We start from the raw sequence: 13,402 nt of genomic DNA on the forward strand, positions 1-13,402 counted from the left end.
AGGCACGGTGGGCCTGACGAGGGCGCTGCAGGCAAGGCGTGGACCCCACGAGCTGGTGCTGGTGCGGCACGCGGAGAGCGCCGGCAACATCGCCGACAGCGAGGCCCGCGACGCCGATGCCGAGCGGCTCGAGCTCTCCGCGCGCGATGCGGACGTCGAGCTCTCCGACAACGGCCAGGAGCAGGCACGCACCCTCGGGCGGTGGGTCGCGGGGCTCGCGGCGGGGGAGCGGCCCGACCTCGTCGTCAGCTCGCCCTACCGACGCGCCGCCGACACCGCCCGCACCGCGCTGGCCGACCTCGACGTCGAGCTGCTGCTGGACGAGCGGCTGCGCGAGCGGGACCTCGGTCTGCTCGACGGGCTGACCGGCAAGGGCATCCGCGCGCGGCATCCCGAGGAGGCCGAGCGCCGCTCCCACGTCGGCAAGTTCTACTACCAGCCGCCGTCGGGGGAGAGCTGGGCCGACGTGGTGCTGCGGGCGCGCAGCCTGCTCATCGACCTGCGCGAGGGCTTCGACGGCAAGCGCGTGTGGCTCTTCACGCACCAGGCCGTGATCATGTCGTTCCGCTACGCGCTGGAGGGGCTCGACGAGGCCGGCCTGCTCGAGATCGACCGCACCACGCCGATCCCCAACGCCTCGCTCACCCGCTACTGCCGGCGCTCGGACGGCCTCGTGCTCGACACGTTCGCCAGTGACGAGCACCTCGAGCCGAGCCCCGCCGAGAAGACCGACGAGGACGACCAGGCGGGCGAGGCGCCCGATGCCTGAGGGCACGCTCGTCACCGCGGCGTTGCTCCGCGACTGGCCGCTGCCCGACCTCGGGTCGGACAAGGAGGAGCGCGGGCGGCTGGTGGTGGTGGCCGGGAGTCGCGAGACCCCGGGCGCCGGGCTGCTGGCGGCCGAGGGCGCCTTCCGGGTGGGCGCCGGCAAGGTCCAGCTCGCGACCGCGGGCTCGAGCGCCGCCGTCCTCGCCGTGACGGCACCTGAGCTGATGGTCACCGGGCTGGCGGAGGACGACGGCGGGGCGCTCCACCCTGACGAGGCGGACGGGCTCGTCGAGCAGGCGGACGGCTGCCCGACGCTGCTCGGACCCGGTTTCATCGACCCCGACGTGTCGGACGCCCTCGTGCGGCGGATGCTCCCGAGGCTGCAGGGCACGGTCGTCCTCGACGCGTTGGCCACGGCGTACGTCACCGACAACCACGAGGAGGTCGCCGCGCTCGACGCGACCGTGGTGCTCACGGTGAACCCGTGCGAGCTGGCGCACTGCCTCGGGGTCTCCGAGGACGAGGCCTCCAGCGACCTCGAGGGCCACACGGCCCGGCTCGCGACGCTCACCCGCGCGGTCGTGCTGTGCGGTGGCGCCGTGAAGGTGGTGGCCCGCCGCGACGAGGTGTGGCGCGTCGAGGCCGGCAACCCGGGGCTCGGCACCGCTGGTTCGGGCGACGTGCAGGCCGGCCTCGTGGCCGGTCTGCTCGCGCGCGGCGCGGAGCCCGAGCAGGCCGCCGTCTGGGGTGCGTACCTGCATGCGACGGCCGGCGACCGCCTGGCCGAACGGGTCGGGCCGGTGGGCTACCTGGCCCGCGAGCTGCCCGGCGAGCTGCCCGGGCTGCTCGCCGAGCTGAGCGGCTGACGCTGGGCCACCGGTCCAGACATGCGTAGTAATGCTGATGCGGTCGCATCGCCGCCCCGGTCACACTCGACGTGCAACGACAGGGGAGGAAGACCATGGGAAGCGTCCTGAGCAGGAGCGCCCACGCAGACCAGCTGGAGGCCGAGGTCCGCGACGCGATGTGCTGCGTCCCGACGGACCGGTGCTGGGAGTGCCAGCTCAAGCTGGGCGAGGTGCGAGCGGCCCGCCGTGACGCGCTGCTGCACATGATGAGCACGGTCCGACCGCGACGGCCCGCCTGGTGATGGTCCGAGACGGCGCGGCCGGCGCCGGCAGCGGCACACGCGTGCCGCGCTCGGTCGTGGCGCTCAGCAGGCAGGAGCGGCGCGACGCCGCCCGCGACCGCGCGACCCGCGAGTTCGGTGACGGCGCCGAGCCGGCCCTCGACCTGATGGAGCTGCTCGAGCTGGCGTGGCACGACAGCCACGGCGACGTCGTACCACCTGCCGAGGTCCTCGAGGACGTCTGGCTCCTCGCTGCGGGTGACCTCGGTCGGCTCGCCTCTGCGTCACGGCTCGCGGTCACCGACTGGCGCGACCTGCGCCTGGCCGCCGACGAGGTCGCCCAGAGATAGGCTCCGGCCCGTGTCCGCGCACGTCCGCAGCAACCCCGCCTTCGACCGGCTGCTCGAGGACGCGATCCCCGCCCTGCTCGCGGGCGCCCACCGCCGGGACGAGCCACCGGTGGACGGCGGACGCTGGCCCGTGAGCGTGGTGTGCGTCCCGGACGAGACGACGCGCGACGTGCTGGCGGGCGTGATGGACGAGGCGGTGACCTGTGCGGGCCCCGGCCACTTCGAGACCGGACGGCAGGACGCGAGCCACTTCACCGTGCGGGCGCTTGAGCCCTACCGGGCCGCCGCCAGCGCGCACGAGCCGGTCACGGACGGTTGGATCTCGTCGCTCGAGGACGTGGGTCGTGAGTCGCCGCCCGTCAGGCTGCGCCTCACCGGGGTGACGCTGTCCGTCGGTGGGGTCATGGTCCAGGCCGAGCCGGTCGACGACGGGCCGTGGGAGCTCATGCGGCGCCTCCGTGCTGCCCTCGGGTCACTCGCGTGGTTCGAGGACCAAGTGCTCGCCGGCTCCGTCACCGCATCCGCCCTGGCGGCGGTGGTGCTCCGCTCTCGCAACCGCGCCTACCGCCGCATCGAAGCCGAAGAGACAGCGGACGTCGACGCAGACGGCATCCCGGACGTCTACGAACGCTGAGCCGACTCGAGCAGGCGCAACGCGACACGGTCGGGCGGCCGCGCCGAGTGCGCCGGAGCATCGGCCCACGGTGGACGCCCAGGTCCGGGGGTGCTGACGGTGCCGCGCGGGGTGACGAGCCGCGCCGTCAGAGCGAGGCGAGCCAGTCCTCGATCGGGACGTCGCCGTCGCCGAAGACCAGCGTCCTGCGGTGGGTACGCGGGTCGGCCAGGACGGCGAGCGCGACCTGGGCCACGAGCTCGCGCGAGGTCGTGTCTCCCTCGCCCGAGCGGGCGTCGGGGTTCACCGAGCCGCGGCCGGGCTCGAGCGTCAGGCTGCCCGGACCGAGGATCGTCCAGTCGAGGCCCGACGCGCGCAGGTGCTCGTCGGCCGCGATCTTGGCGTCCTGATAGTGCCGGAACGGGTTGTCCTCCGGCACCAGGGAGTCGCGGTCGGCGCCGGAGAACGACACCATCACGTAGCGACCCACCCCCGCGGCCTGTGCCGCATCCATCGACCGGATGGCGGCGTCGCGGTCGACGGCGTAGGTCCGCTCGGGGGAGCCGCCGCCGGCGCCCGCGGACCAGACCACCGCGTCCTGCCCGGACAGCAGGTCGGCCAGCGCGTGGGTGTCGGCGTCCTCCACCGACGAGACGAGGGCGGTCGCGCCCGTCGCCTCCACGTCCGCCACGTGGTCGGGGTTGCGGATCACCGAGGTGACCTCGTGCCCCGCCTTCACCAGCAGGGGAGCCAGGATGAGCGCGATCTTGCCGTGTCCGCCGATGATGGTCACTCGCATGGCCTCGACGCTACACAGGGCTAGGTTGGCCCGGGTGCAGTCCTCCACCCATGACGTGGCCATCAGCGCCACGGAGGTCAGGAAGGCGTTCGTCGCAGACCACGAGGCGCAGGCAGAGCGCGAGTGGGCGTGCCTCACGCTCCTGGCCGAGCACGCGCCCGGTCTCGCGCCCAGGCCGCTGCGGCGCGAGGACGGCGACCGGCCGGTGATCGTGATGTCGCGGGTGCCCGGGCGGCCACTGCCGCCCCGACCGCTGACGCCCGCCGAGACCGGTGCGCTGGGGGCCGCCCTGCGCCGGCTGTACGACGTACCAGTGGAGGCGGTGCGCGACACCGGGATCGGCCCACGGAGGTATGACGGCGAGGCGCTGGCCGGGGTGCTCGTCGAGTGGCTCGCCGACGACCACGACCTGGGGGAGTGCCACGACCCGGCCCTGGTCGGGGACGCCCTCGCCCACGCCCGTGCCTTCGTGTCCGCGCCGCCTCTCCCGGAGCCCCGGACCTCCGCGCTCGGTATCGCCGACCTCAACCCGGCCAACGTGCTCCTGCACGAGGGGACGGTACGGCTGGTCGACTTCGAGGACGGTGGCCTCAGCGACCCGGCGTACGAGCTCGCCGACCACGTCGAGCACCTCGGCAGCCGCCTCCCGGGCGTGTACGACGTCGACGCGCTGCCGGCGGCCGCGGGGCTGGACGCCGAGGACCGCGCCCGGATGGCCGCCTACCGCCCGTTGTGGGCAGCGTTCTGGCTGGGGATGCTCCTGCCGGGCAACGGCGCCTGGCGGCGCAACCCACGGGGCACCACCGAGGCGCAGGCCGTGCATTTCATGGCTCTCGCGGGCCGCGACTAGACTTGTGCGTCGGCGCGGGCCTCGCCCGGCGCCCGGTAGACGTTGACAACTCGACGAAGGCGGACACACACCTCATGGCAACCACCAACGACCTCAAGAACGGCATGGTCCTCAAGATCGAGGGTCAGCTCTGGTCCGTCGTCGAGTTCCAGCACGTGAAGCCCGGCAAGGGCCCGGCCTTCGTGCGCACCAAGCTCCGCAACGTCGAGTCGGGCAAGAACGTCGACAAGACCTTCAACGCCGGCACCAAGGTCGAGACGGCCAACGTCGACAAGCGCACCATGCAGTACCTCTACAACGACGGCTCGTCCTACGTCTTCATGGACACCAGCACCTACGAGCAGCTCGAGGTCACCCCCGAGGTCGTGGGCGACGCGAAGAACTTCATGCTGGAGAACCAGGAGGCCATCGTGGCCACCAACGAGGGCCGCGTGCTGTTCATCGAGCTGCCGGCCTCCGTCGAGCTGCTGATCGCCGAGACCGAGCCGGGCCTGCAGGGCGACCGCTCGACCGGCGGCACCAAGCCCGCCACGCTCGAGACCGGCCACACCATCGCGGTGCCGCTCTTCATCACCACCGGCGAGAAGGTCAAGGTCGACACCCGCGACTCGTCCTACCTCGGCCGCGTCAAGGCCTGACACCAGGTGGCTGCCCGCTCCAAGGCGCGCAAGCGCGCGCTCGACATCCTGTTCGCCTCCGAGCTCCGCTCGGAGGACCCCGTGGTGGCGCTCGAGCGCGCCATCGAGGCCGGCGAGGGCCCGACCAACGACTACACCAGCACGCTGGTGCGGGGCGTGGTCGAGCACCGCGAGCGCATCGACGAGGTGCTGACGACCTACAGCAAGGGCTGGACGCTCGGCCGGATGCCGGCGGTCGACCGCAACGTGCTCCGCATCGGCGTCTACGAGCTGCTGTGGGGCGACGACGACGTGCCCGACACGGTGGCGGTGAGCGAGGCGCTGCACCTCGTGCAGGACCTCTCCACCGACGACTCACCGGCCTTCGTCAACGGGCTGCTCGGCTCGATCCAGCGCGACCGCGCCAGCCTGGTCTGAGGCCTGGTCCGAGGCCTGGTCCGGACCGGGCTCACCCGGAGGGGTCCACCGGGTCGCGGCGACCGTCGCGAGGTCCTAGGTTGGCGACATGAACGCCCCCCGCACCACCGCCCGGCAGGCACACAACAGCGACTGGCTGGACCATGCGATCCGCGCGGGGCTGGTCGCCTACGGCGTCGTCCACCTGCTGGTCGGGTGGCTGGCGCTCCAGCTGGCGTTCGGCGAGAAGGAGGACAGCGCCTCCAACTCCGGCGCCCTGCACTACCTCGCCCAGCAGCCCCTCGGCGGCTTCCTGGTGTGGATGATCGCCGTCGGCATGCTCTTCCTCGTCGTGTGGCGGCTGCTGGAGTTCGGCTTCGGCTACCGCGACGAGTCCGACGACAAGAAGCGCTGGCGCAAGCGTGCGACGTCGTTGGGCAAGGCCGTCATCTACGGCGCGATCGGCTGGAGCGCGGTGCAGGTCGCGACCGGTTCCGGTGGCGGTGGCGGCACCGACTCCACCACCGCCAAGATCATGAACCTCCCCGGGGGCCAGCTGATGGTCGGTGCCATCGGGCTCGCGATCATCGGCTACGGCGTCTCGCTCGTCGTCCGTGGCTGGACCGAGAAGTTCCGCGAGCACCTCGACGCGCAGGGCCAGGCCGGCCAGGACGGCTCGGCCTACGTCCTGATGGGCAAGGTCGGCTACATCGCGAAGGGCGTCGCCATCGCGATCGTCGGCGGACTCTTCTGCTACGCGGCGATCACGCACGACGCGAAGAAGTCGGGCGGGCTCGACCAGGCGCTGCAGACGGTGCTCGAGCAGCCGTTCGGCCCGGTGCTGCTGACGGCGATCGCGATCGGCATCGCCGCCTACGGCGTCTTCTGCTTCGCCCGGGCCAAGCACCTCTCGCGCTAGGAGCGCAGGCGCTACCGACCCCGGGCCGCGCTGCCCGCGCTCGTCGGCGCCCCGGCCGCGAGCGCGAGGGCGGTAGCGACCATGTGGTCGCGCACCTGCTCGACGGTGACCCGGCTGATCCGCGGGACGCCCGGCTGCTCCTCCGACACCAGCATCGCGACCCGTCCGAGCTGCAGGGTGCCCAGGCCGCTGGCGTAGAGCATGTTGGCGAGCAGCCCGGGATCGTCGACGTGGAAGTCACCGCTGCTCGCGCCGGCGGTGATGACGCGGGTCAGCACGGACAGGCAGCCGCTGATGGCCTGGCCGAGGCGATACATCGCGCTCTCACTGACCTCCTCCAGCAGGTCGCCGCCGGGACGTCGCATGATGGCCTGGGCGCAGTCGACGAACGCCGGGTGGGCCAGGCCGTAGTCGACGAACGCCTCCACGAGTCGTACGAGCTGGTCGCGCGGCTCGTCGGTGGTCGCGGCCGCCTGCTCCAGCGCCACCCTCAGCTCGTCGAGGTACTGCACCAGGGTGAGGCTGAAGAGCTCCTCCTTGCCGGTGAAGTGGCGGTAGATGATGGCGCGGTTGATCCCGACCGCCCGGGCGATGTCCTCGATCTGGGCGTCGCGGACGCCGCGCTCGTCGAAGAGGCGGCGCGTGGCCGAGATGATCTCCGCCTCGCGCAGCCGGCGCCGGGCGGCCGCGGTGCCGCCCCGTGCGGGACCGGTCGCGGGGGTCGGCTCGGTGCTCATGGCGGCCAGTCTAGGTACGTCGTCGTCCGGCCCGGGTGTGGTTCGATGCCGGGGTGATGGTCGCCACCTCCCGTCGTGCTGCCGTCGGCGCGCTCCTCGCCGCTGCGGTCGCCGTCCTCGGCGCGCTCCTCGTGCCGCTCGGCGCGTCAGCCACCGGGTCAGGAGCCGCGACAGTAGCCGTGGACGGCGGGCGCTTCGCCGGGACCGCCCGGCTGCCCGGCTGCTCCGGGGCGGTCGTGCGGTGGCCGGCGTCCCTCGACTCCGACCGCGCCGTCGTCCTCACCAACGGCCACTGCGTCCGCCGGCCGTTCCTCGGCGCCCGGGAGGTGCTGGTGGACGAGAAGCGGTGGACGCGGGTCGAGCTGCTCGACGGCCTCGGCGACGTCGCCCTGGCCGCGCGGGCGGTGCGGCTGGAGTACGCCACCATGTTCCGCACCGACGCCGCAGTCCTGCGGCTGCGGCAGACGTACGCCGACCTGGCCGGCGCGGGCGTGGCGCCGCTGTCCCTGGCCGCTGAGGGACCGTCGCGCGGTGACCGGGTCCGCATCCCGTCCGGCTACTGGGCCGAGCAACGGGGCTGCGCCACCACCGGCACGGCGCACCGGGTGCATGAGCGGAAGTGGGACTGGTGGGACTCGATCCGGCTCCCGGCCCGCGACGGCTGCGCGATCCGCGGGGGCTACTCAGGCTCGCCGATCGTCTCCCGCGAGACCGGGCTCGTCGTCGGGGTCGCCAACACCGGCTACGTCGGCGGTCGGCGGTGCATCGACTCCGCCTGCGAGGAGAACCGGCGCGGGCGCGTCGTCATGCGCAGGGACATGAACTACGGCCAGCAGACGTCGTGGCTGCTCGGCTGCCTGGACGCCGGCCGCGTCCTCGACCTCGACCTGCCGGGATGCCGGCTGCCGGAGCGGCGCGGCTAGGAGGACTCAACCGTGACGTGCGAGCGCACTGTCTCGATCGTGTCGGCCTCGTGCGGGCCCTTGTCGTCGCGGTAGCGCAGGACCCGCGCGAAGCGGAGCGCCACGCCGCCGGGGTAGCGCGTGGAGCGCTGGAGCCCGTCGAAGGCGATCTCCACGACCTGCTCGGGCCGGACGGGGACGACATAGCTGTCGCGGACCGACGCAGGGGAGACGGCCAGGTCGGTGAAGCGCTCGGTCTGCCAGGCCAGCATCTCGTCGGTCATGCCCTTGAACGTCTTGGCAGAAACGAGTTACCGACGGAGCATTACGCAGGACCGAGAGGCGGCTCTAGTGACGTGCATGAGCCGTTCGAGTAGGTAGCATCACCGCAGACCGCCAGAAAACGGCGAAAACTTCGACTGTGGGTTGCCATCTCGACGATTGAAGCAGACTTGAGAATCTCAGGAGCGTCCTTCGTCTTTTCGTACTTTCCCTTCCCCAACCCACGATTGATCAGCGATTCGGCGTCCGCGCAACTGTCGGCTCGCCCCTTGGTATAACCCTTCTTGATCTTCTCCGCGTTGGGGTATTTCGCTGGGTGAGCAGCAAAGGCTCCGCAGGCGGCAATGAGCCAATGTTCAAACGTGCGGTCCTTGACTACAACGCGAACGTTGTCCCCGAAATCCTTCGCAAGCATCTTCTCGATGTCGGCTGCCCGATCTGCCGCCGACTGAGAGGCACCTTCGCGATCAAGCAGGACCACGACCAGATCTGCGCCCTTGGCGAATGACAGACGAACTCGGTCCGCGCATCCTCGGCTCACTACCGGTGGTGGCGCAAGCGGGTCCACGGCCGCCCTCAGCGGCTTCAGGTACTGCGTACTTGTCCTCTCTGAGAGCGCCTCGTACAGCCCTGGGAGCGCCAGTACCTCAGAATCGCCCTCCGTGACGATCCCAATCTTCTTCAGTGTTCTCCGCCGGGTAGCCATCAGCCGCGCTCCGACCCTGCGCCGGGGATAGCTTCGCCGATCATCCCGCTGTCGTAGAGAGAGAAGACGTCGAACCCTTCCTCATAGTAGAGCCGGTGTGCATCTGGAGCTACGCGGGTGAGAGGCTTCAATGCCGATCGTCCAGCGGACCGCCACATAAGGAAGACGTCCTCTGGCCTGACTAGCGATAGCAGGACAGGTGAGTGAGTCGTAAGAATGGTCTGCTTCTCCGTGAGGCTCTTGCAGACCTCCAAGAACCGCCGGAGCACCCATGGGTGCACGGCATTCTCGGGTTCCTCGACAAGTACGATTGGCGCGCGAGGATCAAACGCGGCGATGAAGAGAGCAAGCGCCTGTATCGTGCCGTCAGAAACCTCGTGGGCCGACCACGGCCGACCTCGCTCCTGTTCCTGGAAGCGCAGGCTGATGCCGTACTCGGGACTCGGTGACGTGTCGATCTCAGTCAAATCCGGCAGAATTTGTCGCATGCTCGAGAGCACTTGATTCCATGCCTCCGGTTGCCGCTTCATCATTCGCGATGCAGCGGCAGGCAAGTTCGACCCATCACTTTCTAGCGCAGCGTTGGGCGTCAGCACTGCGGGCTTTCGACAGGCGCTTGGGTTTAGGCGGTAGGCGCGGATCAACCCCATGCTTTGCGCGAAGTGGCGCACTACGGGAGCCAGTCGAGCGAGTTCGATAACACTTCCCAAGTCACGGGATTCATCCCAAGTGTTTCCGATTCGGCGCACGAAACTGCCAAGAGCCAATTCGCTCAGAGGGCCGATGTCTAAGTCTTCCGCGTAATCGTGAACTACGACCCGAGCAGCACCACCGTCGTCTGGCGATGCGTCGTTGTTCCCTACGACCGTCAGAAGTTGCGCAAACGTACCGTCGGCGCGTTCTACGGAGAGGGTCAAGTTCTCGTTGTGCAATCCATACTCCGCGCTGGCCGCCGCGCCGGCCGGCTTAAGCGTGAATGCATGATCTATGGTGAACCGTCGATTGGCATACTGTTCCAACGTTTCGCGGCGGCTGCGCGGGAAGTAGGAGCGCTCATACACCTCGCTTGCACTCAGTGATGCGCTCACCTTGAATTCAACTCCGATTGTGGTTCGCCTCTTGTCGCGATAGGCGATTGCGTCGATGCCTCCGTAGCGCCCGACCGCGAACTCGAAACCGAACTGGTAAACCTCGCCGAGAAACGCGAGCGCCTCAACAAGATTGCTCTTGCCGCTACCGTTCGGGCCAGTCACAACGGAGAAGTTGGTGGGAACAATTTCCACGTCATACAGTGACTTGAATCGTCTGACGTGAAGGTTTGTGATTCGCACGGTGCGACGTCTCCGGTTCGATGTGGTCCAGCTCAGAGTGTCTGGGTGTATGGGCCTCGCGGCCAGATGTCCACGTGCAGCCTAGAGGTAGGAGAGGACCGTTGTGATGGTGTCCGCCTGATCTGCGGACTTGTCATCGCGATAACGGATGACTCGGGCGAAACGGAGTGCTGCGCCGCCCTCGTAGCGGCTCGACCGTTGCACGCCGTCGAACGCGATCTCAACCACCTGGCTCGGCTGCACGTACACAACGTGGTCCTTCCTCTGGATCTCGAGTTCAAGGAACCGCTCGGTCTGCCACTTCAACATCTCGTCTGACATCCCTTTGAAAGTCTTGCCGACCATGGTCCAACCGGGTTCGTAATGATCCTTCAACGTCTTGCCGAGCATCACGAACCCGGTCTCCGACGACTCGTCGCGCGCACCGAGGTGGATGGTTGACAGCCACCCCTCGCGCCGGCCCGACCCCCACTCGACGGCGAGGACGACCAGGTCGAGGGTGTGGCGCGGCTTGACCTTCACCCAGGCCGAGCCACGGCGACCGGCGGCGTAGGGGGCGGACAGGTCCTTGAGCACGACACCCTCGTGGCCGGCGGCGACGGTCTCGGCGGCGAAGGCGTCGGCGGCCTCGGCGTCGGCGGTGACGAGGCGTCGTACGCGGTGGGGCTCGGGGACCAGCGCGTCGAGCGCGGCGAGGCGCTCGTGGCCGGGGGAGTCGAGCAGGTCGCGTCCGTCGACGTGGAGCAGGTCGAAGAAGTGGGGCGTCACCGCGACGCCGGTGTCCTGGGCGGTGCGGCTCGCGGTGTCCTGGAAGGCCATCGGTCGGCCGTCGTCGGTGAGGGCGAGCGCCTCGCCGTCGAGGACGAAACGCTCGGCGGGCAGGGAGCGGGCCACCTCGACGACCTCGGGCAGCCGGCCGGTGATGTCGTCGAGGCTGCGGGTCACCACGAGCACCTCGTCGCCGTCGCGGTGCACCTGGATCCGGATGCCGTCGAGCTTGGCGTCGATCGCCACCTCGGTGGCGCCGCCGGGGGACAGGCCCGCCATGGCGGCGGCGACGTCGGGCGCGCTGGAGGCGAGCATCGGCAGGATCGGGCGACCGACCTCGAGCCCGATCGCGGCCAGCGCCTCCTCGCCCTCGAACGCTGCCGCGGCCGCCGCGACGGTGGACCCGGCGAGCATCGCGGCACGGCGCACCGACGCGAGCGGCACGTCGGCCACCAGGGCCACCGCCTCCTGGGTGACGGCGTCGAGCGCGCCCTGGCGGACGTTGCCGGTGACGATGGCGCGCAGCCACGCCTGCTCGGCCGCGGTCGCACGGCCGAAGAGGTCGGCGACCGCCTCCTTCCGCGCGAGCTGGGAGCCCGCACCGGACAGGCGCGACATCGCCTCGAACGCGTCGTGGACCTCCAGCACGGTCAGCGACGGCTCGTCGGCGGACCCCGGCAGCTCGCTGACGCCGCGCCAGCCCAGACCCGTGCGCCGTTGGCGGAGCGCACCGCCGAGGTAGGACACGACCACCTCGAGCTCCTCGGGCTCGACGCGGCCGAGCAGCTCCGCGAGCGCGGCGACCTTGGCCTTGCGGGAGCGGGTGGCGGCCACGGCGGCGGAGGTGGCGACGAGCTCGGCGAGCAGCATGCGTCCATCCTGCCGCCCGCCACTGACAGTCGCCGCCTCCCAACGGGCAGGATGGTCCCGTGCCCGATGCCTCCCTCTACGTGCCGCGCTTCAACGTGATGGACCCCGACGACGTCCGTCCTTTCGTCGAGGCGGTCGCGACCGCCCAGCTCGTGACAGTGGGCGACGACGGCGTACCCGACGCGACGTTCCTGCCGGTGCTGTGGGAGGGCGACCGGCTGGTCGGCCACCTCGCCCGCGCCAACGCGCACTGGCGCAGGATCGTCGACGGCTCGCCGGCGCTGGCGATCGTGACCGGCGCCGACACCTACGTCTCGCCGTCCTGGTATGCCACGAAGGCCGAGCACGGCAAGGTCGTCCCGACGTGGAACTACTCGGTCGTCCACCTCCGCGGGCGCGTCGCCGTGCACGACGACGCCGACTGGGTGCGGGGTCTCGTCACGCGACTGACGGACCGCCACGAGCGGCCGCGCGCCGATCCGTGGGCGGTGACAGACGCACCGGCCGACTACGTCGACAAGAACCTGCGCCCCATCGTCGGCGTCGAGGTCGTCGTCGAGTCGGTCGAGGCCAAGGCCAAGCTCAGCCAGAACCGCTCCGACGAGGACCGCGCCGGCGTGGCCGGGGGACTGGCCGCGGACGGGCGCGAGCCCGACGGGCTCGTCGCTCCGTGACCCGCGTCCGCGAACGCTTCACCGGTCGCATCGCGGGCGTCGGCAGCACCAGCGGCGTGCGGGTCGTCGTCGGTCGCTGGGACGACTCACCGTGGGGCGCGTTCGCCGACGTGATGGTGGAGGACGCCGCCGATCACCGGGTGCTCCTCGCGCCGTCCGAGCGGGTGCGTGACTTCGTCGCGGCCACCTACTCGTTCGACGAGCACGTCATCGAGCCCGTGGCCGTCGAGGACACCGACGACGGCTGGCAGGTGTCGACGCCCTCGCTGTCGCTGCGGCTCGTCGTCGGCGGTCGTACGCCGCTGGGCGCGCTCCTGGGCCTGGTGCCGGACCGCCTGGCCACCTCGCCCGGCTGGTGCTCCCTCGTCGACCCGGTGGCCCGCGTCGTGCTGCGCGGTGTGCGCACCCGCGGGACGGCCGGCAACGACCGGCGGGAGTGGTACGGCGCGACCTCCGTCGTCGCGGTGTCGGCGATCTCCGGTGGCTGGCGGGGGACCGACCTGGGCACCCTCACGCCCGTGGACCCGCCCTGCCGGTTCGGGTTCTCGAGCACGCCGCATCGGCCGTCCGTGACGAGCGTGGTGACCACGATCGAGAGATCGGGCTAGCCAGGGTCGCCAGGGCGAGGTCGAGCGAGCGACACTGGTGGGAGACGCGACCCGGGGACGGA

At 70.7% G+C, this 13,402-nt stretch carries 17 protein-coding genes and 1 pseudogene; 12 read left to right on the top strand and 6 right to left on the bottom strand.

Annotation, left to right across the window (positions count from 1 at the left end; all coding sequences use genetic code 11):
* Positions 1–7: 7 nt before the first annotated feature.
* The 5 genes from NCI01_RS06030 to NCI01_RS06050 all read left to right on the top strand — a co-directional run bounded on the left by NCI01_RS06030 (position 8) and on the right by NCI01_RS06050 (position 2,881).
* Positions 8–769 carry a histidine phosphatase family protein gene (locus tag NCI01_RS06030; protein WP_254180565.1) on the top strand — a complete coding sequence of 254 codons (762 nt, stop codon included), beginning with the start codon at positions 8–10 and terminating at the stop codon, positions 767–769.
* Positions 762–1,634 carry an NAD(P)H-hydrate dehydratase gene (locus NCI01_RS06035; RefSeq protein ID WP_254180566.1) on the top strand — a complete coding sequence of 291 codons (873 nt, stop codon included), beginning with the start codon at positions 762–764 and terminating at the stop codon, positions 1,632–1,634. Before NCI01_RS06030 ends, NCI01_RS06035 begins: the two co-directional genes overlap by 8 nt.
* A 95-nt stretch (positions 1,635–1,729) precedes the next feature.
* Positions 1,730–1,918, top strand: a complete 189-nt coding sequence (locus NCI01_RS06040; RefSeq protein WP_254180567.1) for a hypothetical protein — start codon at positions 1,730–1,732, stop codon at positions 1,916–1,918.
* A complete protein-coding gene (locus NCI01_RS06045; RefSeq protein WP_254180568.1) occupies positions 1,915–2,247 on the top strand; it encodes a hypothetical protein in 333 nt (110 codons plus the stop codon). The genes NCI01_RS06040 and NCI01_RS06045 overlap by 4 nt, the downstream gene beginning before the upstream one ends.
* A 10-nt stretch (positions 2,248–2,257) precedes the next feature.
* Positions 2,258–2,881 (top strand): hypothetical protein, encoded by a 624-nt coding sequence (locus NCI01_RS06050; RefSeq protein WP_254180569.1) that lies wholly within the window; start codon positions 2,258–2,260, stop codon positions 2,879–2,881.
* Positions 2,882–3,008: 127 nt separating this feature from the next.
* Here NCI01_RS06050 and NCI01_RS06055 read toward each other — a convergent pair whose 3' ends face one another.
* Complete coding sequence (locus NCI01_RS06055) at positions 3,009–3,659, bottom strand: SDR family oxidoreductase (RefSeq protein WP_254180570.1); 651 nt, start codon at positions 3,657–3,659, stop codon at positions 3,009–3,011.
* A gap of 34 nt (positions 3,660–3,693) precedes the next feature.
* Here NCI01_RS06055 and NCI01_RS06060 point away from each other — a divergent pair, with 34 nt between their 5' ends.
* The 4 genes from NCI01_RS06060 to NCI01_RS06075 all read left to right on the top strand — a co-directional run bounded on the left by NCI01_RS06060 (position 3,694) and on the right by NCI01_RS06075 (position 6,462).
* On the top strand, positions 3,694–4,509 hold the full coding sequence (locus tag NCI01_RS06060) for an aminoglycoside phosphotransferase family protein (protein WP_254180571.1): 816 nt from the start codon (positions 3,694–3,696) through the stop codon (positions 4,507–4,509).
* Between the two features lie 74 nt (positions 4,510–4,583).
* A complete protein-coding gene (gene efp, locus NCI01_RS06065; RefSeq protein ID WP_172259690.1) occupies positions 4,584–5,147 on the top strand; it encodes an elongation factor P in 564 nt (187 codons plus the stop codon).
* A 6-nt stretch (positions 5,148–5,153) separates the two neighbouring features.
* The gene (nusB, locus tag NCI01_RS06070; RefSeq protein WP_254180572.1) at positions 5,154–5,564 is read left to right on the top strand and encodes a transcription antitermination factor NusB; all 411 of its coding nucleotides are present in this window, start codon (positions 5,154–5,156) and stop codon (positions 5,562–5,564) included.
* An 88-nt stretch (positions 5,565–5,652) separates the two neighbouring features.
* The gene (locus NCI01_RS06075; RefSeq protein WP_254180573.1) at positions 5,653–6,462 is read left to right on the top strand and encodes a DUF1206 domain-containing protein; all 810 of its coding nucleotides are present in this window, start codon (positions 5,653–5,655) and stop codon (positions 6,460–6,462) included.
* An 11-nt stretch (positions 6,463–6,473) separates the two neighbouring features.
* Here NCI01_RS06075 and NCI01_RS06080 read toward each other — a convergent pair whose 3' ends face one another.
* A complete protein-coding gene (locus NCI01_RS06080; protein ID WP_254180574.1) occupies positions 6,474–7,199 on the bottom strand; it encodes a TetR/AcrR family transcriptional regulator in 726 nt (241 codons plus the stop codon).
* Positions 7,200–7,255: 56 nt separating this feature from the next.
* On the opposite strand from NCI01_RS06080, the gene NCI01_RS06085 reads away from it, so the two are divergent.
* Positions 7,256–8,122 (top strand): S1 family peptidase, encoded by an 867-nt coding sequence (locus NCI01_RS06085; protein ID WP_254180575.1) that lies wholly within the window; start codon positions 7,256–7,258, stop codon positions 8,120–8,122.
* Here the strand turns inward: NCI01_RS06085 and NCI01_RS06090 are convergent.
* The 4 genes and pseudogenes from NCI01_RS06090 to NCI01_RS06105 all read right to left on the bottom strand — a co-directional run.
* A pseudogene (locus NCI01_RS06090) lies at positions 8,119–8,388 on the bottom strand (ATP dependent DNA ligase); the annotation flags it as partial. The gene NCI01_RS06085 and the pseudogene NCI01_RS06090 overlap by 4 nt on opposite strands.
* Positions 8,389–8,426: 38 nt before the next feature.
* The gene (locus NCI01_RS06095; protein ID WP_254180576.1) at positions 8,427–9,089 is read right to left on the bottom strand and encodes a DUF4276 family protein; all 663 of its coding nucleotides are present in this window, start codon (positions 9,087–9,089) and stop codon (positions 8,427–8,429) included.
* Positions 9,089–10,372 (bottom strand): AAA family ATPase, encoded by a 1,284-nt coding sequence (locus NCI01_RS06100; RefSeq protein WP_254180577.1) that lies wholly within the window; start codon positions 10,370–10,372, stop codon positions 9,089–9,091. The genes NCI01_RS06095 and NCI01_RS06100 overlap by 1 nt, the downstream gene beginning before the upstream one ends.
* 129 nt (positions 10,373–10,501) lie before the next feature.
* Complete coding sequence (locus tag NCI01_RS06105; RefSeq protein ID WP_254180578.1) at positions 10,502–12,058, bottom strand: ATP-dependent DNA ligase; 1,557 nt, start codon at positions 12,056–12,058, stop codon at positions 10,502–10,504.
* 59 nt (positions 12,059–12,117) lie between these two features.
* Here NCI01_RS06105 and NCI01_RS06110 point away from each other — a divergent pair, with 59 nt between their 5' ends.
* Together NCI01_RS06110 and NCI01_RS06115 are read left to right on the top strand one after the other, a co-directional pair.
* Positions 12,118–12,732: an FMN-binding negative transcriptional regulator gene (locus tag NCI01_RS06110; RefSeq protein ID WP_254180579.1), complete on the top strand. Its 615-nt coding sequence runs from the start codon at positions 12,118–12,120 to the stop codon at positions 12,730–12,732.
* On the top strand, positions 12,729–13,340 hold the full coding sequence (locus tag NCI01_RS06115) for a hypothetical protein (RefSeq protein WP_254180580.1): 612 nt from the start codon (positions 12,729–12,731) through the stop codon (positions 13,338–13,340). The genes NCI01_RS06110 and NCI01_RS06115 overlap by 4 nt, the downstream gene beginning before the upstream one ends.
* Positions 13,341–13,402 lie beyond the last annotated feature (62 nt).

This window comes from Nocardioides pinisoli, from assembly GCF_024199985.1.
Lineage (GTDB): Bacteria > Actinomycetota > Actinomycetes > Propionibacteriales > Nocardioidaceae > Nocardioides > Nocardioides pinisoli.